At 27.2% G+C, this 23,960-nt stretch carries 20 protein-coding genes and 1 pseudogene; 18 read left to right on the top strand and 3 right to left on the bottom strand.

The annotated features are described in order from the left end of the window. Positions 1-69: 69 nt before the first annotated feature. The 7 genes and pseudogenes from ACOBME_RS03645 to ACOBME_RS03615 all read left to right on the top strand — a co-directional run bounded on the left by ACOBME_RS03645 (position 70) and on the right by ACOBME_RS03615 (position 9,429). Complete coding sequence (locus tag ACOBME_RS03645; protein WP_338964064.1) at positions 70-1,800, top strand: septation ring formation regulator EzrA; 1,731 nt, start codon at positions 70-72, stop codon at positions 1,798-1,800. Positions 1,801-1,815: 15 nt separating this feature from the next. Next, entirely contained in the window at positions 1,816-3,012 is a 1,197-nt protein-coding gene (thiI, locus tag ACOBME_RS03640; protein WP_419334328.1) for a tRNA uracil 4-sulfurtransferase ThiI, read from the top strand. Beyond that, positions 2,999-3,343, top strand: coding sequence for a hypothetical protein (locus ACOBME_RS03635; protein ID WP_338964059.1), 345 nt, complete (start codon positions 2,999-3,001; stop codon positions 3,341-3,343). The genes thiI and ACOBME_RS03635 overlap by 14 nt, the downstream gene beginning before the upstream one ends. Before the next feature lie 67 nt (positions 3,344-3,410). After that, complete coding sequence (locus ACOBME_RS03630; RefSeq protein WP_338964056.1) at positions 3,411-6,455, top strand: DNA polymerase III subunit alpha; 3,045 nt, start codon at positions 3,411-3,413, stop codon at positions 6,453-6,455. After that, positions 6,456-7,109 (top strand): annotated as a pseudogene (locus tag ACOBME_RS03625) (copper homeostasis protein CutC). A 129-nt stretch (positions 7,110-7,238) separates the two neighbouring features. After that, positions 7,239-8,207 (top strand): phosphate acetyltransferase, encoded by a 969-nt coding sequence (gene pta / locus ACOBME_RS03620; protein ID WP_338964054.1) that lies wholly within the window; start codon positions 7,239-7,241, stop codon positions 8,205-8,207. A gap of 31 nt (positions 8,208-8,238) precedes the next feature. Next, positions 8,239-9,429 carry an acetate kinase gene (locus ACOBME_RS03615; protein WP_338964052.1) on the top strand — a complete coding sequence of 397 codons (1,191 nt, stop codon included), beginning with the start codon at positions 8,239-8,241 and terminating at the stop codon, positions 9,427-9,429. Between the two features lie 53 nt (positions 9,430-9,482). Here ACOBME_RS03615 and ACOBME_RS03610 read toward each other — a convergent pair whose 3' ends face one another. Then, complete coding sequence (locus ACOBME_RS03610) at positions 9,483-10,616, bottom strand: phosphatase PAP2 family protein (protein WP_419334324.1); 1,134 nt, start codon at positions 10,614-10,616, stop codon at positions 9,483-9,485. 182 nt (positions 10,617-10,798) lie between these two features. Between ACOBME_RS03610 and ACOBME_RS03605 the strand changes: the two genes are divergently transcribed. The 8 genes from ACOBME_RS03605 (at position 10,799) to ACOBME_RS03570 (ending at position 18,679) form a co-directional block, all read left to right on the top strand. Beyond that, positions 10,799-11,761, top strand: coding sequence for a transposase (locus tag ACOBME_RS03605; protein WP_419334322.1), 963 nt, complete (start codon positions 10,799-10,801; stop codon positions 11,759-11,761). A 188-nt stretch (positions 11,762-11,949) separates the two neighbouring features. Then, positions 11,950-12,912: an IS1/IS1595 family N-terminal zinc-binding domain-containing protein gene (locus ACOBME_RS03600; protein ID WP_338963247.1), complete on the top strand. Its 963-nt coding sequence runs from the start codon at positions 11,950-11,952 to the stop codon at positions 12,910-12,912. Between the two features lie 551 nt (positions 12,913-13,463). Next, complete coding sequence (locus ACOBME_RS03595; protein ID WP_419334320.1) at positions 13,464-13,898, top strand: hypothetical protein; 435 nt, start codon at positions 13,464-13,466, stop codon at positions 13,896-13,898. A 94-nt stretch (positions 13,899-13,992) separates the two neighbouring features. Next, positions 13,993-15,138, top strand: coding sequence for a hypothetical protein (locus tag ACOBME_RS03590; RefSeq protein WP_419334318.1), 1,146 nt, complete (start codon positions 13,993-13,995; stop codon positions 15,136-15,138). A 104-nt stretch (positions 15,139-15,242) separates the two neighbouring features. Continuing rightward, positions 15,243-16,412, top strand: coding sequence for a DNA recombination protein RmuC (gene rmuC / locus ACOBME_RS03585; protein WP_338964042.1), 1,170 nt, complete (start codon positions 15,243-15,245; stop codon positions 16,410-16,412). A 23-nt stretch (positions 16,413-16,435) separates the two neighbouring features. Then, entirely contained in the window at positions 16,436-17,485 is a 1,050-nt protein-coding gene (locus ACOBME_RS03580; RefSeq protein WP_419334315.1) for an alanine racemase, read from the top strand. Between the two features lie 253 nt (positions 17,486-17,738). Next, positions 17,739-18,002 (top strand): hypothetical protein, encoded by a 264-nt coding sequence (locus tag ACOBME_RS03575; RefSeq protein ID WP_338964032.1) that lies wholly within the window; start codon positions 17,739-17,741, stop codon positions 18,000-18,002. 164 nt (positions 18,003-18,166) lie between these two features. Further along, the gene (locus ACOBME_RS03570; RefSeq protein ID WP_419334313.1) at positions 18,167-18,679 is read left to right on the top strand and encodes a hypothetical protein; all 513 of its coding nucleotides are present in this window, start codon (positions 18,167-18,169) and stop codon (positions 18,677-18,679) included. Between the two features lie 5 nt (positions 18,680-18,684). Here ACOBME_RS03570 and ACOBME_RS03565 read toward each other — a convergent pair whose 3' ends face one another. Beyond that, on the bottom strand, positions 18,685-19,647 hold the full coding sequence (locus tag ACOBME_RS03565) for an IS1/IS1595 family N-terminal zinc-binding domain-containing protein (RefSeq protein WP_338963247.1): 963 nt from the start codon (positions 19,645-19,647) through the stop codon (positions 18,685-18,687). Between the two features lie 288 nt (positions 19,648-19,935). Here ACOBME_RS03565 and ACOBME_RS03560 point away from each other — a divergent pair, with 288 nt between their 5' ends. The 3 genes from ACOBME_RS03560 (at position 19,936) to ACOBME_RS03550 (ending at position 22,815) form a co-directional block, all read left to right on the top strand. Next, positions 19,936-20,844 (top strand): hypothetical protein, encoded by a 909-nt coding sequence (locus ACOBME_RS03560; RefSeq protein WP_419334311.1) that lies wholly within the window; start codon positions 19,936-19,938, stop codon positions 20,842-20,844. Between the two features lie 202 nt (positions 20,845-21,046). Continuing rightward, the gene (locus ACOBME_RS03555) at positions 21,047-21,868 is read left to right on the top strand and encodes an aldo/keto reductase (protein ID WP_338964028.1); all 822 of its coding nucleotides are present in this window, start codon (positions 21,047-21,049) and stop codon (positions 21,866-21,868) included. A 71-nt stretch (positions 21,869-21,939) separates the two neighbouring features. Continuing rightward, on the top strand, positions 21,940-22,815 hold the full coding sequence (locus ACOBME_RS03550) for a lipoprotein (RefSeq protein ID WP_338964026.1): 876 nt from the start codon (positions 21,940-21,942) through the stop codon (positions 22,813-22,815). A gap of 16 nt (positions 22,816-22,831) precedes the next feature. Here the strand turns inward: ACOBME_RS03550 and trpS are convergent, their stop codons facing one another. Beyond that, the gene (trpS, locus tag ACOBME_RS03545) at positions 22,832-23,854 is read right to left on the bottom strand and encodes a tryptophan--tRNA ligase (protein WP_419334308.1); all 1,023 of its coding nucleotides are present in this window, start codon (positions 23,852-23,854) and stop codon (positions 22,832-22,834) included. Between the last annotated feature and the right edge of the window lie 106 nt (positions 23,855-23,960).

The following is a 23,960-nucleotide window of genomic DNA, read 5'->3' as shown; positions in this document are numbered from 1 at the left end:
TTTTAATGTAATATTTTTGGCAAGTGCTATAATTCAATTGATATGTAGTTTGATGGGGGGCAAGATAAAATGGGTAATGTTATTAATAATATTATTAGTAATCCACTTAAATTAACATTATTTATTTTATTTTTTGTTTGCTTGTTATTATTAAGTATTACACTTTTATTTTGGGGCAGAAAACGGCATTTAAAAACAGTTGAAATTAAAATTTTACAAAAGTTTGATATTTTAAAACGATTACCATTAAAACATAAAGTTTTTCGAATTTCAGAAATTGCTCGTCATAATAATCGTTATGTTAAAGATCTCGTGGTTTGACGAACAAAATATGAAATTATTTATGAAAAAAAGTTAATAAGTTGTTTAGAAGTATTTCGCAAACTATATCAAATTAATAAGACAACGCCAAAAAAGATGCCCAAGTTATCTGCTCAAAAAATTATTCCATTATTAAAAGAATTAACATTACTGGAAGAAGAAGCTCGTCGTTTATTAGATGAAATTAATAGTCAATTACAGATTGAATTATTACAACGCGATTATATTTTAGCGCATAAAAAAATGTTTAATTCATTATTAGAAGATGCCGTTAAACTGCAAATGAATGTTTCGTTAGATACGAAAAAAATTAATGATTTTGAACGAAATATTGAAGGAATGTTTGATGAGTTTGAAGATTATTTAACAGCTGGTAATTTTGCAAAGACAGAACAAATTTTATCAAACATTACTACTTCATTAACAATTTTTGTTGAAATTTTAGATAATATTCCACAAATTAAAACATTATTAACAAAAGTAGTTCCAAACAAATTATCTTTGTTAAAAGATAAATATGTTTTATTTAATAAGGATGAAAATAGTCGTGATGTCTTAAAATATAGTTTTGATGAATTAACAAAAAGTATTGATGAAACAAAAATTTTAATTTCAAAGTATATGGATAATTTACAATATAAAAAAGCAACGAAAAAAACAATTGAAATTATTAATCATATTAGTGATTTTGATCAAACAATTGAGCATCAAAAAGCAATCATTGCATGTTTTAAAAAATATTATAAAGTTGTGATGGAATATATTAATAAAATTGAACGTAGTTTTAATGTCATTTCACGGCAAATTGAAGCCTTACGTAGTTCATCAACCTTAACCGAATATGAAGAAGGTGTTTATCGTGAAGCAATGGGTAAAACAAAAGAATTAACGCATGATACAAATCGTTTAGTATTAGAAATAAATCGTAATGGCCGTGATTATATTGTTTTTAATAAAGAACTAGTTCGTTTATTAGAAAATGCGGTTGTTACTCAAGAAGCCTTAGAAAATGTTGTGAAGATTATTGAAAAGCGTAATTTTGCGGAAACTGAAATTCGAAAAACAATTCATTTATTGGAAGTTGTTTTATTACAAGCTGAAGTCCGATTAAATCAATTACAATATCGAAAATTATTAACAAAATATGAAAAATCAATTAATGATTATCGAACAGCCCTTGAAAAGGTTAAACAACTCTCGTTTGATGTTAATAATCGTTATGAAGTTGATGAGGTAACAGGAAAACTAAATCGCCTAAAAATAGAAGTGTTAAAATTATTTGAAAAAATTAAAAATAATATTTTATTAGATTTATTAGCGCAAGAAACATTAGTTTATGCCCAAAAATATATTTTAACAAATGATGATGTTGATGATCAGTTGCGAAATGCCCAAATTGCATATTGTGATGGGGATTATGATGGATCATTGTTTTTAACATTAAAAATTATTAATGAAGAACGAGGAAAAAAGAAATAAGAAATGGAGTATAAAATGAATTTTGATGTAATATTAGTTCGTTATGGAGAGTTGACAACAAAAGGGAAAAATTGGAATGATTTTACTAGGGTGTTAGTCAATAATATTAAAAATAAGTTACAAGGATATGAAAAACAATATCGCTTAAAGAAAGAATTTGATCGGTTATTTATTGAATTATTAGATCCAACTGTTAGTGAAGCAGTTATTAATATTGTTAAAAATGTTTTTGGTTCATCATCACTTTCATTGACAAAACGTGTTGATCGGGATTTAACAACAATTGCTAATTGTGCAATTACATTAGTTCAATATTATCAACCAGATACTTTTAAGTTAGAAGTTCGTCGGAGCGATAAAACATTTCCATTAAATTCAACGGAAATTAAGCAACAATTAGCACAAAAAATTTTGCAACAAACAGATGTTAAAGTTGATGTTCATCATCCAACTTTGCAAATTGATGTTGAAATTCGTCGTGAATTTACCTATGTTTTCATTAACAAAATAAAAACCATTGGTGGTTTACCAGTTGGAATCTCTGGGCGAGGATTAGTAATGTTATCGGGGGGAATTGATTCCCCGGTTGCTGCTTTTTTAACAATGAAACGGGGAATGAATGTTGAATATTTACATTTTGCAACACCACCCCACACAAGTGAAGAAGCCTTAGAAAAAGTTAAAACTTTAGTGCAAAAATTACATTATTATACTGGTCAAAATCAACAAAAATTGCATGTTGTTAATTTTTCAATGTTGCAACATGAACTAATGCATATCCCTGATGCAAGTTATTGAATTACGATTATGCGCCGGATGTTTTATCGAATTGCAAACATTTTAGCTACAAAATGAAATTGTCAGGCAATTATTACTGGTGAATCATTGGGGCAAGTTGCATCACAAACAATTGAAAGTATCAATGTTATTAATAACGTTTCAACATTACCAGTGTTACGTCCAGTATTATGTTTTGATAAAAATGAAATCATTGCAATTGCAAAAGAAATTGATACTTATCAAACATCAATTTTACCGTTTGAAGATTGTTGCAGTCTTTTTGTTCCAAAAAATCCAGTGACAAAACCACGCATAAAACAAACGGAATTCCAAGAACAAAATTTAATGTGACAAGAAATAATTGATGTTATAATTAATAAGAATATAAAGACATATGTAATTGACAGGGATGAGATCTATGAAGAAAGCTAATCTTTTTCAAAAAAAGAAAGAAACATCAAAAACACTAGTTAATGAACGAGCACTACGATCAACAGAACGTTCACGAACTAATTTGTTAGAAGAAACAATTTTAATTTATGAAGAATTTTCAATCATTCGTGATTTTAAAGATGATGATATTAAAGTTGTAAATATGAACAAAGAGAAAAATAATTTTTATAATGAAAATGCTATTGATTTAGAAAAAGTATTATTACAAGAAATGACACCAAAGAAAAAACCCCGTTTATGGCGTTTTTTAGTTTTTGGAATTTTAGCAATTTTAATTGTTGTAATGATTATTATTGTCATTAAACTATAAAATTAGGCCACAATTGTGGTTTTTATTTTCTTTTTCTTTAAAATGAAAGTAGAAAGAGGTAACAAGTATGATGATTCCCCACTTAAATGTTCGAACAAGTTACAGTTTATTATCATCTTTAATTACATTTGATAAATATTTTAATTATGCAACAATGAATGGATTTTCAACCTTAGCAATTTGTGATAGTAATATGTTTGGTGTTTATGAGTTTCATCGGCTTGCTAAAAAAAACAATATTAAACCAATTATTGGGTTAAATGTTACGATGTTGTTTGATGATGAATCATATAATATAAATTTATTTGCCCGTAACCAAAAAGGATATTTTAATTTAGTTGAAATTTCATCATTAATAATGATTAATGCTGAACATAAAACAACATTAACTTTTGACGACCTTAGTAAGTTTTTAACAACTGATTTAAAAATTATTATTAATTATACTGTTGATAATTATCAACCAAAAGTATTTCAAACGTTAAAAAATAATTTAGTTAAGATAAATGATTTATTTTTAGGCGTGAATAATGGGAATGCTGTGCTATTAGATCGCTTTCTTAGTTTAGGAGCAGCAAAACAGATTATTTGGAATAACAAAGTGCAATATTTTACCAGTGATGATTTTACCGCTTATAAAGTTGTTGATACGATTAAAACACAAACTTTATTTAAGGAAAGTAAATTAAATGATTTATATGGTTGAGTTGCACCACCGAGTCGTTATGAAGAATACTTTGAAAACATTAAGCAGTTTATTACTGATATTGAAATTTTTCCATTAAACAAAGGGACTATTTTTGATAATTTGTTACAATATCCACTTCCAAATGGTGAAACAGCGCAACAATTTTTAGCAGAAATTTGTCAAACAACGTTAAAAGCAAAAAAGTTAAATGGTTTTCATGGCAAATATGAAGCACGGTTAAGTTATGAATTAGATGTTATTGATAAAATGGGTTTTAATGATTATTTTTTAATTGTTTGAGATTATGTTCGTTATGCTAAACAACAAAATGTTTTTGTTGGTCCGGGGCGTGGAAGTGCTGCTGGAAGTTTAGTCAGTTATTTGTTAGACATTACAACAATTGATCCGATTGCTTATAATCTTCTTTTTGAACGTTTTTTAAATCCGGAACGAAAAAGTTTGCCTGATATTGATATTGACTTTCAAGATGATAAACGGGAAATGATTGTTGAATATTTGTTTGAAAAGTATGGGAGAGATCATGTCGCACATATTGTTACTTTTCAAACGATTGGGATGAAAATAGCAATTCGTGATATTTGTCGAATTTTTGACATTGCAATTGAAGAGGCTGATAAAATGAGTAGGGCAGTTCCCTTGGAATATAATTATCATTATGAGCAAGCAATTGGTTCTAATCCTGTTTTTGAAATTTATCAAAAAAAATATCCCCGAGTATTTTTACATTTACAAAAAATTATTGGTTTGCCACGTCAAACAGGAACCCACGCCGCGGGAGTTGTGTTAACACAACAACGGTTACAAGAAATTATTCCAGTTAAAGAAGGTTATAATGGCATTTATCAAACGCAATATTCAATGAATTATTTAGAAGAACTTGGAATTTTGAAAATGGATTTATTAGGATTACGAAATTTAACAATTTTACATAATGTTGTTGATAATATTTATCAAGAAGCAAAAGTAAAATTAGATGTTAATAAATTGCCATTAAATGATCAAAAAACTTATCATTTGTTAGCTCAAGGTGATACAAAAGGGATTTTTCAGTTAGAATCACCTGGAATGACGAAAGTGTTAGTTGATATGGTTCCTGATCAGTTAGAAGACATTGTAGCAACTTCGTCATTATATCGACCAGGACCACAAGATAATATTCCATTGTTTATTCAACGAAAAAAAAATTTAACAAAAGTTACCTATATTGATGATCGCTTAACTGAAATTTTAGCACCAACATATGGTATTATTGTTTATCAAGAACAAGTTATGTTAATTGCCCAAAAAGTTGCTAATTTCTCATTAGCCAAAGCTGATGTTTTGCGCCGGGCAATGGGGAAAAAGGATGCTAGTATTATGGCCCAAATGAAAACTGAATTTATTAAAGAAGCAATTAAAAATCATTATGTTGAAAAAACTGCTCAAGAAATTTGAGAATTAATTTATAAATTTGCCGCCTATGGTTTTAACCGGAGCCATGCTGTTGCTTATTCGCTATTAGGTTATCAAATGGCATATTTAAAAGCAAATTACCCTTCACAGTTTTTAGCTAGTTTATTAACGAATGTGATTGGTGATGAACATAAAACAAATGATTATATTTCCTTAGCAAAAAAGAATCATTTAACAATTGTTCCACCCAATATTAATGCTCCGTATCGCCAATATCATACGGTTGATAATCAAATTTGTGTTCCTTTATTAATCATTAAACAAATTGGTTTTGCTTTCTTTAAAAAAATTGCTAGTGAATATCAAAGTAATGGTCCTTTTGGTGATTTATATGACTTATTTATTCGTTTATATAAAAAAGGGCTAAATCGAAAAACTTATGAAGCATTATGTTTTTCAGGAGCATTAGATTTATTTAAAATGAATCGTGTTACTTTATTTAATAATTATCAACGAATTATTACCTATATTGAATTAATTAAAACCCAAGAAGAAAATGAAAACTTAGTTGTTGATTTTTCTCTAGCTGAAAAACCAGAGTTAGTAATGGAACCAGATGATGAGGTTATTTGTTTGGAAAAAGAATATGAGTTTTTAGGGTTTTACTTATCAAACCATCCGCTAAAGTATATTCGTGAAAAAGAAGGTTATCAAGCTAAAACAACCCTAATTAGTAATTTACGATTAAGTTTGGGGTCAACAAATGTTTTAGTATTAGTAAAACGAAGTAAAGTAATTACTGATAAAAATAATAATAAGATGGCTTTTTTAGATTGCTACGATGAAAGTGGAGAAATTAGTATTACTACTTTTGCTGGGATTTATAAATATTATGCTAATTTGTTAAAGGTAAATAATGTTTTGTTATTAAATATTAAATTAGGAACATATAATAATAAGATTAATGGAATTATTAATCGCATTAAATTTATTAGTGGGGAGAAAGAATAAATGTTTATTGAAATTATTGCAACAAATTATCATGATTGTCAAATTATTGCGCAAGCAGGAAATATTAGCCGGATTGAATTGTGTGCTGATTTAAACCGTGGTGGTTTAACCCCACCATATGATGTTATTAAAGAAAGCGCTGCCGGAATTAAAATACCAATTCGTGTTATTGTCCGTCATCGTGATACAGATTTTTATTGTCCTGATGATGAATATTAACAAATTAAAAAGCATATTGCCTATATTAAGACAACTAAAGCGGAAGGGATTGTTGTTGGTATTTTAACACCCGATTATCAAATTGATCTTGTTCGAATGCAAGAATTAGTTACCTTAGCATATCCATTAGCAGTTACTTTTCATCGCGCATTTGATTTAATTCCTGATAAAATAGCAGCAGTTCAACAACTAGCACAGTTAGGGGTTAAGACAATTTTAACTCAAGGAGGAACGGCACCAATTATGGAAAATTTGGCAATGTTACAAGCATTACGTAATTATGGTGTGCAAATTCAAGGTGGCAGTGGGATTAATTTAACTAATTATGAAACAATTAGTCAATATTGTGATGCTGTTCATTTGGGCAGTGCGGTGCACGAAGATTGAATATGGGAAACAAAGATTAGTTTATCAAAATTACAACAATTACAATAAGGGTTAAAAATTTAATTAAAGTACCAAAAATTATTTTATAATTACCAATTAATCGCACACTTTTTCTAAAATTATTAAAAAAAGTAATATAATTATTTGGTAAAGATTTAATGAGAAAGAGGGTTAAAGATGAATGTATTAGAAAATACACTTAAAAAAATTAATGAATTTTCAAAGAAAATTAAAATTATTTTTCCGGAAGGAAATTCAGAACGAATTCAAGAAGTTGCAAAACGATTAATTGGAACAAATATTACTCCAGTTCTTGTTTTTAAAACTCATGCTGAAGTTCCAACGACAATTGCTGATTGTCAAGCAGAAGTTTTAATTGCTGAAGAACAAAATATGGCAGAATTAGCTGAATATTTAGTGTACCTACGAAAAGGAAAAGTTTCAATTGCAGAAGCAACACGATTAGTTGGTGAATGTAATTATTTGGCTGTCTTATGAGTTAAAAAAGGTTTAGCTGATGGAATGGCTGGGGGAATTACTTATGATACAAAAGATATTATTGGTCCAGCGTTACGAATTATTAAAGCTAAACCAGGGGTTAAATTAGTTTCATCATTCTTTTTAATGGTTCGTAATGATGAACGTTATATTTTTACTGACTGTGCATTAAACATTGACCCAACAGCGGAAGAACTAGCGGATATTGCTTATTTAGGATATGAAGCAAGTCAAGTCTTTGAATTTAAAAAACCACAAATGGCCTTATTATCATTTTCAACAAAAGGATCAGGACAAGGAACTTCTGTTGATAAAGTTCGTGAAGCATATGAAATTTTAAAAGCAAAAGAATTGAAAGATTGTCGAATTGATGGGGAATTTCAATTTGATGCGGCATGAGATGATACAATTCGGAACAAAAAAGCACCAACATCATCTTTAACAGCCCCAGCCGATATTTTTGTTTTTCCAAATTTAGATGCTGGAAATATTGGATATAAAATTGCTCAACGTTTAGGGGGATTTGAAGCGGTTGGTCCAATTGTAATTGGCTTAGATCGTCCTGTTAATGACTTATCGCGGGGAGCAACAATTAATGATATTTATAACACCGTTCTTGTTACGGCATACTTATGTGTCTATAAATAATAAAAAATAATTAAGTGAAGGAGAAAATAATATGATTTTAGTAATAAATGCGGGAAGTAGTTCAATGAAATTTCAACTGTATAAAGTAACTAATAATAATTACGAAGTGATTTGTAAAGGTTTAGCGGAGCGAATCAATATTGATGGAATTTTTACCATTAAATTTAATGGGCAAGAGTTTCAAACAAATGAAGATTTATCAGACCACAGTGCAACAGCAAAGGTTTTAATTGCTAAGTTAAAAGAGCACAAGATTATTCAAGATTTTTCTGATATTCAAGGAATTGGGCACCGTATTGTTCATGGTGGTGAAAAGTTTACGCAATCAACGGTTATTACCGATGAAGTTTTTGCCGAAATTAAACGAATGGTAACATTAGCACCATTACATAATCCACCTGCAATTGCGGCAATTGAAGCGTTCCGTAGGATTGTTTCAGTTCCAAATATAGCTGTTTTTGATACATCATTTCATACCACAATTCCAGAAGAAAATTATTTATATTCAGTACCATACGAATGATATACTGAGCATCAAGTTCGTCGGTATGGTTTTCATGGCATTTCATACCGTTACATTACAAAACGCTTAGGAGAAGTTTTACAAAAACCTGCGGCAAATCTTAATGCCATTATTTGTCATTTAGGAAATGGGGCGTCTGTTTGTGCGGTTAAAAATGGAAAAAGTTTTAACACGTCAATGGGGTTAACTCCCTTAGAAGGATTAATTATGGGGACTCGTAGTGGTGATATTGACCCTTCAATTCATCAGTTTATTGCTAGCCAAACTGGTGCATCATTAGATGATATTACTAATACATTAAATAAAAAATCTGGTTTATTAGGAATTTCGGGGGTATCTTCAGATTTACGTGATGTATTTAAAAGCAGTAAAGATAATAGCCGTAGTCAACTATCTTTAACAATGAGTGCAAAACGAATCGCAAAGTATATTGTTGCTTATGCCAATGATTTAGGAACTAAACTTGATGCTGTTGTTTTTACGGCTGGAATTGGTGAAAACTCAAGTGAAATGCGTCAATTAGTAATTAATGAAGTTAAACTTTTGAACTTAGAATTATCAACGCAAGCAAATCAAAGTTCATATGAAAATGAAATTTTAATTTCAACTCCACACGCAAGTTGTTACCCAGTGTATGCAATGCGCACAAATGAAGAAGCAATGATTTGTGAAGACACGTATCATTTAATTAATAAATAAAAAATTAAATTAAAATGGTTTAAAATTCTATTCAGAATTTTAAACCCTTTTTATTATAAAGCAAGATGTTTAGCAAAGATTTTATTAACACTAAAATGAATAATGATAATCATTAATGTTGAAAAAATAAAAGTGAAAGCAGTATCTGAAATTCAATGAAATCTTTCAACAATAAGGGCAAAATTCATCGATAATATATGACATAATCATAATATGAAGCATAGTTTTATTTTTCAATTAATTTTATTATTGTTTTTATTTTTTAAAAATAAAAGAATTAATGCACCACTACAAAATGTTGCGTTAATATGACCACTAGGAAAAGCATATTCTCATGGTGTTTTAAATGTTGGCATATTGGGATTGTTAAATAAGGCAAATGCTGGTTTTCATAATGGGTATTTTCATTCTGTGGGAATATTATTAACATAGCCATTCCCAATATTATAACCGTAACGAAAAGATGATTGTAAATAGTGATCTAAAAAGGTGGTATGTTCTTGTATTAAATCATCCAAAATAGCATTATAATAGTAAATTCGATGAGTTGCTCCTTTCATAATAACAATAATAAAATAAGACACAATTAAAAAACTTGCGGTTTTTACGGCTTTTAATCAATGTTGTTCCGTTAATAGGCGTTGTTTTTTAACTAAACAATAACTAATATAGTATAAACCAAGACTCAAGAGAATTGTTTGATAAAAGAAAACTAAAATTGCACTTGTTAATTTATAATGGTAATCATCAAATAAAATAAAGTCAATTCCAGGTCCAAATCCGTCATCTTTCCTAGGAATTAATGCTAAATTAACGGTATTTCCAATTACTCAGGCACTTAAACCTAAAAAATAATAAGCAGCTGTAATTCAATAGTATTTTTTAAATTTTTTGTTTTTTTGATTAATTTTTATTAAAAACCATTTTTCAATTAAAATTGCAAGATAAATTATTACAACTACAATTAATTCTGTATTTCCTAATTGATCATAAAAATGAACTCAGTATTTTACAAATTCATTTGTTAAGCCTTTTGCAAATTCGACAGCAATTTGATAATCAATTGGATACCATCCTGTTGCAATTAAAAGACCAATACTAACAATAACAATAATTAATAATGGAATGGCAAAAAATCAAAAAACACCGCTTTTCTTCATAAAAAAATTTATTTGTTTTTGGTGCATATCTTGGCTCCATTCTTTCATAATTATAAAAGGATTAATAAAAAATGATAATTGTTATCTTTTCCATTATATGTTAAAAAACCATCATAAAAAATATTTTTTCTTTAATTTTGTCGAAAACTCTTGATATTTATAAAATATACCTAAAATTAGGTATATTTTTAATATATAGAGGTAAATAAATGATGAAAAAAATAATTACAGAATTAATAAATAGCTTAACAGATGATCAATTTTTAGAATTTTATGAAAAAATAAAACAACAAGCAGACTTAATTAAAAAACAAAAACGTTTAAATGAAATTGATCAAAAATTTAGAGATAAAGGCATTATATGTCCTAATTGCAAATCTTTTCATTGTGTTAAAAATGGTCATAATTCCGAAGGAAAACAAAAATATTTATGTAAAAAATGTCGTGCTAGTTTTGATGCATTTCGTCATCATTTTACTTATTGAAGTCATTTAAATTATGAACAGTGAAATTTATTAATTCAAATTTCATTGTTAGGACAATCTAGTAAAATAATTTCTCGTTTTATTAAAACAACCCCAAAAACCGCTTGATATAATCGACAAAAATTAATGCAATCAAAACAATTAGAAAATACACAGTTAAAATTTAAAAAATTAAATGGTCAAATCCAAATGGATGAAACATTTATTAAAGAAATTCATAAAGGCAATTTTAAAGATAAATTTGATAAACGAAAAACTCATCTCGATCCATTTTCAACTGATACCAAATGCTGTATTCAAATGGCAGTTGATAGCAATAATAATATTTTTGTTCAATCCACCAATACCAAAAGATTACAAAAACAATGGATTATTGAAAATATGAATAAGCAACTAATTAAAGAAAAATCAATAATTATTTCTGATATGCAACCACTATATTTATTAGTAGCAAAACAAACAAATTCTACTCTATATTCCACCAAAACTAGTACAAACCCTGATACTAGTTATCAAAAGTTAAATAAGATTAGTAAATTACAATCCAGTCTTAAAGAAGCCTTAATTCATTATCATGGTTTGGGTTTCACTAATATTCAAAATTATTTAAAGCTCTGAAAATGAAAATACAAACACAAAGGTTTAACACCAAACCAACAATCAACGGTATTATATTTTAACGTTTAAAAAATTTAAAGCAAAATCATAATCTTACACAAAATTAGTTTTCAAATTGTCATATTGATGATTTTTTTTATTTCATCAAGAGTTTTCGACAAAATTAAAGTATTTTTTCTTTAATTTTGTCGAAAACTCTTGATATTTATAAAATATACCTAAAATTAGGTATATTTTTAATATATAGAGGTAAATAAATGATGAAAAAAATAATTACAGAATTAATAAATAGCTTAACAGATGATCAATTTTTAGAATTTTATGAAAAAATAAAACAACAAGCAGACTTAATTAAAAAACAAAAACGTTTAAATGAAATTGATCAAAAATTTAGAGATAAAGGCATTATATGTCCTAATTGCAAATCTTTTCATTGTGTTAAAAATGGTCATAATTCCGAAGGAAAACAAAAATATTTATGTAAAAAATGTCGTGCTAGTTTTGATGCATTTCGTCATCATTTTACTTATTGAAGTCATTTAAATTATGAACAGTGAAATTTATTAATTCAAATTTCATTGTTAGGACAATCTAGTAAAATAATTTCTCGTTTTATTAAAACAACCCCAAAAACCGCTTGATATAATCGACAAAAATTAATGCAATCAAAACAATTAGAAAATACACAGTTAAAATTTAAAAAATTAAATGGTCAAATCCAAATGGATGAAACATTTATTAAAGAAATTCATAAAGGCAATTTTAAAGATAAATTTGATAAACGAAAAACTCATCTCGATCCATTTTCAACTGATACCAAATGCTGTATTCAAATGGCAGTTGATAGCAATAATAATATTTTTGTTCAATCCACCAATACCAAAAGATTACAAAAACAATGGATTATTGAAAATATGAATAAGCAACTAATTAAAGAAAAATCAATAATTATTTCTGATATGCAACCACTATATTTATTAGTAGCAAAACAAACAAATTCTACTCTATATTCCACCAAAACTAGTACAAACCCTGATACTAGTTATCAAAAGTTAAATAAGATTAGTAAATTACAATCCAGTCTTAAAGAAGCCTTAATTCATTATCATGGTTTGGGTTTCACTAATATTCAAAATTATTTAAAGCTCTGAAAATGAAAATACCAACACAAAGGTTTAACACCAAACCAACAATCAACGGTATTATATTTTAACGTTTAAAAAATTTAAAGCAAAATCATAATCTTACACAAAATTAGTTTTCAAATTGTCATATTGATGATTTTTTTTATTTCATCAAGAGTTTTCGACAAAATTAAAGTATTTTTTTCTTTTATTTTAAAATTTTTCACGGTATAATTACTCTGAACATTATTAATAGATAAAATAATTGTTAATTGGTTTTAACTGTTAGTTCACAAAGGGTTTTTAATTGAATTTAAAGTTAGATATAATATTAAGTGGGCAATGTCATATAGGTGATTAAAATGAAGACAAATTTCAAAAAGTATTTTCAAACATTTTTTAATATATATTCCATATTATTTATTCTATATTTTGGAATTTCATTTTTTTTAACGCGTTTTATTCGCCATTATACTAATTGAGCTTTTATTACTGTGACTTTAAATTTAATCTATATTATTTTAATAACGGGTTCTTTTTTATTTTTCTTAGCAATTTTAATTCAAGTTTTACAAAATTTTAAGCATTATAAACGGATTATTTTGCAATGAGATAACATTTTAAAAATCAATATTATTGTAATATTATTGTGAATAGCTAATATTTTATTATTATCATATAAGGTTTATGTTAATACTTCTGCCACAGTTTTGGTTAATCGGTTTACGCAATTTTACTATCAGTTTTACCAATCAATTTTAATTTCATTTTATTTCTTTTATGCTTTATTTGTTATTACTTTTTTTGTTACTTTAATTACCTTTCAAATTTACTTAATTTATTGATATAAGATTAATGATTTAATTTATTTTAATCCATTGATTAATTTAACATTATTCTTTATTATTTTAAGATCATATACTTTTGTTAAGTATCGAATTAATGATTTAATTATTTTTTTATTAAAAAAATTAATTTTAATATCTTTTCTAATTGCAAATATAATTAAAAGTTATCGTTTACTGCTTTTTAAAAAGGAAACAACCCCACCACAAATGTTAGATTTTAAAATGATTTTATAAAGGAAATATTTTTATTAAAATTTGATTTATTATTTAATAATACTTAAGAGATATAATTAAATTTACTAAAATTAAAACAAAGGAGAAAGAAAAAATGAAAAAAATGATGATGATTTTAACTTCATTAGCATTAACAACACCAATTGCAGGGGCTGTAATTGCTTGTAAAGATGTTAACAAAGGGGGCCAAACTGAAGATGGGTTTCTAACAGTTACTAATATTAAAAGACAATTAAAAAAAGAAGGGTACAATATTGATAATTTAGATGTTGATTTGGCATCAGGAATGAAATCAGCAATAATCCGTTTTATGCCAGATGCACCAAACCGACCATTTTTAACAAAAGAAATGGCTTTAATATGACCAACAACTGACATTAATAAAATTATTACCGTTACATCATCAATGCCATATGATAAAGGAATGGGGAGCCCCTTAGCAGCACAAACTGTATTAGATGCTGTTAATGGTTTAAATGGGACGAAATTTACTCTTGCTGATGTTGACGTTGATGTTGATCAAACAACTCATAATTCAACAATTACTCCAAAAGCGGGGGGAAATTTTACTGGGGCACCAATCACAATTGTTAATGAACCAATCACCTTTACTGAAGCCTTTCCGCTAACAAATATTGGTGATATCTATATTGATGAAACATTATGAAATAATTATAAAGATAAGCAGGAGAATAACAAAACAGCGTTAACGGCTGCTATTATGGAGTTTGTTGGCGATCGCAATCGTTTTGCAGCTTTATATAAAAAGACAATGTTGGAGGTAATGATGAATGCCATGATGAACGATGGTGTTACCTTAACAATTGATACAAATACTGGTGTGGGAAATCTAAAGATTGAAGCAAGTGCGGTTTGAGTTATTAATAAATCAGTTTTAACAGCTAACTTTACCATTCATTCAACGCCACGAAAATTTTTAAATGATAAGAATGCAAAGCCAACATCGGGTAGCACAATTAATGTATCATTAGATAAAACTTATACTGAAGCAACAGTTGATATGTTACGTTATGATCTTGTGACAAAGTTATTAGGACAAGAATTTGCTGATCAATATAAAGATATTTGGTATGATGAAATTTGAGTAGTCTTTAAAGCAGACAATTCAGGAGCAACGGTTAATGCTAAACCCGGGTCAAAAATTTTGGCAGCATCTGATGCTTTAGCATCATTAATGACAAATATTCCATCGTATACTTTAAATGTAACTTTTGCTTAAAAGAAAAAAGAAACTCATTAACTTATGAGTTTCTTTTTTTGTTATGACAGTTTATAATTAAAAAGACATATTAATGATCGTTTATAAAATTAAGGGGGAGCAGTATGACAACAATTTCATATGTTTTATTAGGTATTATTTTAGGTATTTTAGTTATTTTTTTAGGAATTTATTTATTTAAATCAAGTAAAAAAACAATGGCCAATAATGATTCAGCATTATTACAAAAAGATATTCAAGCATCAAAAGAAATTTTAGAAAAACAAGTAACAATGTTACAAGGGCAACTTACAGAACAAAAACAAGAATTATTAAAATTAATTAGTGAGTTTCAGCGTTCTTCGATAACTAATGATAATGAGTTTAATCGAAATCTTACAAGCTTATATGAGGGTTTAAATAGTTTTAAAAACAATTTATCAAAGCAAGACAGCGATTTAAAAAATAACTTAAATCAACAGGGGCAGTCTATTTCAAAATCATTTAGTGATGTTTTATCAAATTTAAATGTTTTAAAAGAATCATCAGTAACTTTAAAAGAAGTCGAAGAAAAAGTTAAAGCATTAAATGATATTTTTTTAAATAATAAAAAACGAGGTAATTTAGGAGAATATTTGTTAGAAAAAGTATTGAGTGATATGTATGGGGAAGGACATCAAGGATGAGAACGCCAGTATCGCTTACCAACCGGAACCCTAGTTGATGCGTTAGTTAAAACTGGCGGAGCGAAGGAAAACATTGCGATTGATGCTAAGTTTCCGTTAACAAATTATAATAAATATTTAGAAACTAGTGAAAAAGCAATTAAAGATAAATTTTTAAACTTATTTAAACAAGATTTAAAAGATCGCATCAATGAAGTTGCAAAATATATTAACTTAGAAAATGAAATTTCAAGTGCAATTATGTTTGTTCCCTCAGAAGATTTATTTGCTTTTATTTATGGTCAATTCCCTGAGGATGTTATTACTTTTGCTTTTCGAAAGAAAGTGTGAGTTACTTCACCAACAACTTTGTCTGCCATTTTATTTGTGTTAGAAAAACATATGCGTGAAGTTGCTTTTAATAAAAACTTAGAAGTTATTAAAAATAATTTATTGCGAATAAAAAGTGAATTCGACCGTTGAGTTGAACGATGAGAAGAATTTACGAAAAACTTTACAAAATTAAATGGCAATATTGACCAATTAAATACCACACACCATAAAATTCATAGTCAATATAATAAAATTTTAAATGATCAACAATTAGAACAACCTCTTGATGAAGTCTAAAACAAAGAGGAAAAGGAAAAACCATGTATCCAAAACTAATATGAAATTTACCCCGTATTAAAACAAATTGCCAAATAATGGTGCAAGAATGTACAACTAGAAACTTAGACCTTGTCGGGGTTGTTAAATTGGGGGTCGGCCAAGAAAAAATTGTCTCAACATTAATAGAAAGCGGAATTAAAACAATTGCTGATTCTCGCATTTTAAACTTGCAACAATTTGCCCATTTTCCAGTTAGAAAAATGTTATTACGATTACCAATGTTAAGTGAAGTTACAATGGTTGTTAATAATGCTGATTGTGTTTTGGTATCTGAACTTGCAACAATTAAGGCTTTAAATCAAGCGGCACAAATTATTAATAAAAAATTTGAAATAATTTTAATGATTGAAACTGGTGATATTCGCGAGGGACTATGAGATGAGGCATTAATTTTTCAAACAGTTAAAGCGGTATTATCGCTATCGCATATTAAGTTAACTGGTTTAGGAACTAATTTTGCTTGTTTTGGTGCAACAGTTCCCACTGTTAAAAAATTAAATCAATTAGCAAACTTAAAACAACAATTAGAACAACATTTTAGTATTATGTTGCCAATTATTAGTTGTGGTAATTCAAGTCATATTACAATTTGAGATAACCCACAATTAGACCGAGCAATTAATCAAATTCGGAGTGGGACAGCTTTATTAATGTGTTTAGGTTTAAATGATGAACCAATTACTTTTTTACAACAAGATAATTTATGATTAGAAGCTGAGATTATTGAATTGCAAACAAAGCCAAGTGCATCAATTGGAGAACGAGGATTAGATGCTTTTGGCCGGGTAAAAGAATTTGATGATGTTGGCAATCGGGTAAAAGCAATAATTGCCTTAGGACGACAATATTGTCCTTTCGAGGAATTAACACCTTTTGAAAAAGGAATTACTATTTTAGGACAATCAAGTGACCATACAATCTTAGATGTTGCTGATTATCAGGAACAATTAGCAGTTGGTAGCATTATTAAATTTAAAACAACATATTTAGCAAAATTAATGTTAGGAACTAGTTGTTATGTTCAAAAATAATTTTTAGAATAACAATAGTTTGGTTAACTACCCTTACTTGGCCACGGTAAAATAATATTACTAAATCAAAAAAGGTTTAGGTTATTTTTATGGTATAAATAAATTTTTAAAAAATATTAATTATATTAAATATCAATAACCTGTATCAACAAATATTTATAAAAATAGATTTTATATTTTTATATTTTTTATTTGTAAAAATATAATATTTTTGTAATTTAATAAAAAATATCAGAAAGGGACAACAAATAAAATGAAAAAACTTTTACAATTATTATTAATTACCACAATTGCAAGTAGCGTTTTACCAATAACAATTGCTGCTAGTTTATGAAAAAAAGAAACCAAAATAGAAAACAAACCAAATTATTTTTTAAAAGCAAATAGTTTTAAAACAAGTCATAAAACAAAAAGAGAGAATCATCCGATATTTTTACCAAAATTAATAAAAAATACCAATTTAGGGAAAATTCCTACAAACAGCGAAGAAGACATTTACAGCAAATTATTGCCTTAAATAGAAATGTTAGGAGGAATGAAATTGCTGTTGCAAGATTATTAGATAATCAAGCACAAATCGTGTTGCGAGAAAACTTGGAGAACAATACTTTTTATCAAAATAATTTTATCTGAGTAACTTTTGAGACTCAAGGTGATATTGAAATTAGAGTCGGTAATTCAGTGTTTTATTGCAGTTATGATCAAGTTCATTTAAGACGAAACAATAACAATTCATCACTTTTTAATAATTTTTCAAATCCAACTTCGTCTTTATTTAACGATCATACAAGTATTAATTTAGGAATAATTCCTAACAATCAATTAGATACGATTATCAATGGTATTAATAATTATTTATTAAATCATAATGGTGCTAATTTTTTGGATAATTATTATCTAGTACATTATAGTCATTCTGATGCTATTATTGCACCAAAATTTTCACAATATGAAGGTGAAATTGTAGTAACTTTTACTCTAAACACAATTGGCTTAAATTCAATAATTACTAACACTGATTTAGGAACAATTAGTCTGCAAGAGTTTCTTCCAAGAATATATCAGTTAAATCCTTTATTAAATAATTTACCACTTTCTTCTTTAATTTTGTCGAAAACTCTTGATGAAATAAAAAAAATCATCAATATGACAATTTGAAAACTAATTTTGTGTAAGATTATGATTTTGCTTTAAATTTTTTAAACGTTAAAATATAATACCGTTGATTGTTGGTTTGGTGTTAAACCTTTGTGTTGGTATTTTCATTTTCAGAGCTTTAAATAATTTTGAATATTAGTGAAACCCAAACCATGATAATGAATTAAGGCTTCTTTAAGACTGGATTGTAATTTACTAATCTTATTTAACTTTTGATAACTAGTATCAGGGTTTGTACTAGTTTTGGTGGAATATAGAGTAGAATTTGTTTGTTTTGCTACTAATAAATATAGTGGTTGCATATCAGAAATAATTATTGATTTTTCTTTAATTAGTTGCTTATTCATATTTTCAATAATCCATTGTTTTTGTAATCTTTTGGTATTGGTGGATTGAACAAAAATATTATTATTGCTATCAACTGCCATTTGAATACAGCATTTGGTATCAGTTGAAAATGGATCGAGATGAGTTTTTCGTTTATCAAATTTATCTTTAAAATTGCCTTTATGAATTTCTTTAATAAATGTTTCATCCATTTGGATTTGACCATTTAATTTTTTAAATTTTAACTGTGTATTTTCTAATTGTTTTGATTGCATTAATTTTTGTCGATTATATCAAGCGGTTTTTGGGGTTGTTTTAATAAAACGAGAAATTATTTTACTAGATTGTCCTAACAATGAAATTTGAATTAATAAATTTCACTGTTCATAATTTAAATGACTTCAATAAGTAAAATGATGACGAAATGCATCAAAACTAGCACGACATTTTTTACATAAATATTTTTGTTTTCCTTCGGAATTATGACCATTTTTAACACAATGAAAAGATTTGCAATTAGGACATATAATGCCTTTATCTCTAAATTTTTGATCAATTTCATTTAAACGTTTTTGTTTTTTAATTAAGTCTGCTTGTTGTTTTATTTTTTCATAAAATTCTAAAAATTGATCATCTGTTAAGCTATTTATTAATTCTGTAATTATTTTTTTCATCATTTATTTACCTCTATATATTAAAAATATACCTAATTTTAGGTATATTTTATAAATATCAAGAGTTTTCGACAAAATTAAAGACTTTCTTTTGCTTTTATTTCATATAATGAGGCAATTGTTTGAACAAATGATAATGGATTATACTTTGGTTCAGTAAACGTTACATATAATCTTGATGTTGTAACTAACAATATTCCAGACCAATCACAAAATAAAAAATTTGATTCGCCAAATAATTCGGGAGAACAACAAAATTTTAATAATACACCACAACCAGCACCAACCGCGTTGCAACAAATTCCAGCTTCAGCAGCAAGCTCATCGTACAACAATGATAATTTTAATGGCGGTAAAAAAGCTAAGAATGTTGTTATTGTGTTAGATAAAAACACGCAAGGTTGACTCTTACATACTGGTGATAGTTATATTGGAACAAATAATGGTGTTATTTTAAACTATGCTCAAAAAGGGGAAAAAAGTCATAACTTTACAAATTTAAATTTTCCAATCGTTAATCTTACAGCAGACGGTAAAGGTGGAGTTTTTGCTCTTAATAATATTGGTGAGATTTATCATTTAGATTCACAAAAATTAAGTTCAACTTTAATGCCAAATCTAAAAAGTAGCAATTTAAAAAAAGAACTATTGCTTTATTTCAATAATAGAAAAGAAAATGTTACAATATCTTTTACGGCTAGTAACAATATTAATTCATTTGATATCTTTACCTTTAACCTTGGGAAAATAAACCCATTAAATTATAAATATATTGAATTTAATGATGTTGATTCCCAGGCAGGAACATATTGAGGAAAAACAAAGTATGGTTATCCTTATGAAAACGAAGATAAAGTAAGATATAAATATACCATTCCAAAAATAAATTATACTTTTAATAGTTTACTAAAGACAAAAGATAATTTATTAGAAAATATTATTACAAACAATAGTAATATTAGTGGTGGAACGCCAATTCAAGAAATTGATAAAACAACGTCTAATACAATTCAAGAAATTGATACCCACTACTATTCTGCCTGAATGGGGTCAAAACAAAAATTTGGAATAAACTTTTATTGATATAAGGGTAATTATTACTTTCAATTAATTTTATTTCATTTGTTAGATTGAAGAGCTTCTTATGCTAGTTTAGAAAGCAAAATACAACTTGGGAATAATATTAGACTATATAATTAAATTTCAAAAACAGAATTATTTTATTAGTAATCCTGTTTTTTTGTTTAAATTTTTAATGTAGTGTTTAAAATCATAATTTATATTTTAATAATTATTGTGATGTTTAATAGTCTTCTTGAAATGTTTGAATAATTTAGATTGTTATTTTTTTAAATAACATTTACAATATAACTAAAGGTCTAGGAAAAGAGGAAAAATAAAAATGAAATTAATTGAGACAAAATTAAAACTTTTAAATGGAGTTGAAATCCCATTAATTGGCCTAGGAACTTATAAATTAACTGATGAAACCGAAACTTATCAAACTGTTTTAACAGCATTGCAAAATGGTTATCGTCATATTGATACAGCACAATATTATGGGAATGAAACAATTATTGGAAAAGCAATAAAAGATAGTGGGGTTCCCCGTAATGAAATTTTTATTACAAGTAAAATTTGAAATGCTAATCATAAATATGATGCTGCTTTACAAGAAGTTGATAATATTTTGCAAAGATTGGATATTGATTATTTAGATTTGTGTTTAATCCATTGACCAACTGTTGATCGGAATGAATGTTTTCGAGCATTAGAAACTGCTTATAAAGCAAAAAAAATTCGAGCAATTGGCGTTAGCAATTTTGAAGTTAGTCATTTACAAGAATTGATGACAATTAGTGAAGTTAAACCAATGGTTAACCAAATTGAATTACATCCTGGCTTAAATAACACTGCTGTTGTTGAATTTTGCCAACAAAATGGCATTATTGTTGAATCATGAGCAACACTAATGCAAGGAAAATGTGTAACAAATCCAACCATTTTAAAAATTGCGGAAAAACATCAAAAAAGTCCAGCTCAAGTTTGCTTAAAATGAGCAGTACAACAAAACATTGTTGTTATTCCAAAATCAACGCATAAAGAACGTTTGATTGCTAACACTCAATTAGATGATTTTATGTTAGATGAAGCAGATATGGCAACATTGTTTGCATTACCACAAGAAAGATTAGGACCAGATCCAAATCATGTTGATTTTTAAAATTATTAGTTAATAATTTTAAAAATCTTTTTTTGTTATAATTTACAATATAGCTTAACAAAAGGAATGATATGATGAAAAAAATAATAGGTATCCTAGGAACAATAACAATGATTGTAACACCTGTCACAACAGTAATTAGTTGTAATCAACAAGAAAGACATTATGTTCCAACGCGAAATACTGATATGGAAGCTGATATTAGTCAGTTTTTGTCGCAGTTTACTTTGCAAGCATTTAACGATGAAGGTGATTACTGAGTAAAACATGATAATGATGATTTAATTTTTACAACCTTTAATAAGGAAAAAGAAGCCCACACTTTGGCACCAATCATTAATTATGATTTTAATAATTCAGAAGCAGTTTCAGCTTTTGAATTACCAAAACAAAACATTTTATTTAAAACATATCTTGTTGCAATGCCATCAAAGTTACCACCACCAGAACAATTGTATCGTGATTTTCAATTATTTTCCTTGATTAGAAATACTACTGCATATAGTTATACAAAGGGTGAAACAACAATGCAAGAAATTACGATTGATGGCGAACATTTAACAACAAAAATTTATTATTTAACAATTAATTTAAATAGTAATGTTTTTTGAAATTATGAAATTAATAAAGATTTATTAAGTTATTTAATTAATTATATCCAAACGAATCCAAGTTTTATTTTTTCACAAAATATGACTGACGAAGCAATTATTACAAGATGGTTAACAGCTGTTTACAATGACTCTAATAATTTCAAAATTAGTAATATTAAAACAATTAAAAATATTTCTGCTTTAACTGCTTATTTAACCGATAAACTTAATTTTCAGTTTAATAATTTAGATACTAAGCAAATTGGTAAGCAAGGTGAATTTAACTTTAATGTTAGTGATCAAAAAAACAATTATCGTTGACAATTGAACCAGTTAAAATATGAAATTCGTTAAGAATAATTGTTATGTGTTATTTTCTTTTATAATTTAAACCAACGGTATTTTTAATTTTTGTTAATTTTTTATTGGCAAGATAGCGAGCTTTTTCTGCGCCAGCATCAATTAATTGGTCAATGGTATCATCTTTAATTAGTTGATGATATTTTATTTGAATTGGTTTTAAGGTTGCAATAATTGTTGATGCTACTTCTTCTTTTAACTGACCATAATCATAATTATTTAATGTTTTAACAGCAGTTTCAATTGTGATGTTTTTTAAAACAGTATAAATTGTTAAAAGATTACTTACCCCTGGTTTTTGTTCAGGATTATAAGCAATTTTCCCGTCAGAATCAGTTATTGCGGAACGAATTTTTTTACGAATAATGTCCGGGGCATCTAATAATTCAATAAAAGATTTTGGATCATTTGAGGATTTACTCATTTTTTTAGTTGGATTTTGTAAATCCATAATTTTACCACCAACAGGGGGAATAAAATCATTAGGAAGTTTAAAAAGTTCTTGTTGGTAACGATTATTCATTCGTTCTGCAATGTTTCGTGTTAATTCAATATGTTGTTTTTGATCTTTCCCAACTGGAACTAGGTCAGCATCATATAATAAAATATCAGCAGCCATTAAGGTTGGATAAGTTAATAGTCCGGTTGGAATAAATTCAGTTCCATTTTCCGCTTTCATTTTAATTGATTTATCTTTAAATTGTGTCATTCGTGATAATTCTCCAACAGTGGTGTTACATAATAAAATATGGCTTAATTGGGTTAATTCTAAGACATCTGATTGAACATAAATAATTGCTTTGTTAGGATCTAAACCACAAGCATAATATAACGCAATCATATTTTTAATATTGCTTCGTAATTCTTCTTTTCCAATGGGAATTGTAATTGCATGTAAATTTGCAACAAAAATAATTAAATTATTATCTTTTTGTAATTCAATAAAATTTTTAATTGCGCCAATATAATTTCCTAATGTTAATTGTCCAGTGGCAGTAATTCCTGAGACAATTGTTGGTGTTTTTCCTTCCATCTTTTTTCCGTCCTGTTCCAAAATTAATGATATATTAGTATTATCATAGCAAATAATTTTATCTTTGCAATCAAAAAACAAGGAAAAATGATGTTTTTTCTTGAAT

Origin of the sequence: Spiroplasma endosymbiont of Sarcophaga variegata (genome assembly GCF_965178695.1) — a bacterium.
Classification (GTDB): Bacteria; Bacillota_I; Bacilli_A; order Mycoplasmatales; family Mycoplasmataceae; genus Spiroplasma; species Spiroplasma poulsonii.
Note: the sequence above shows the minus strand (reverse complement) of the source record. Positions and strands in the feature narration are given on the sequence as shown.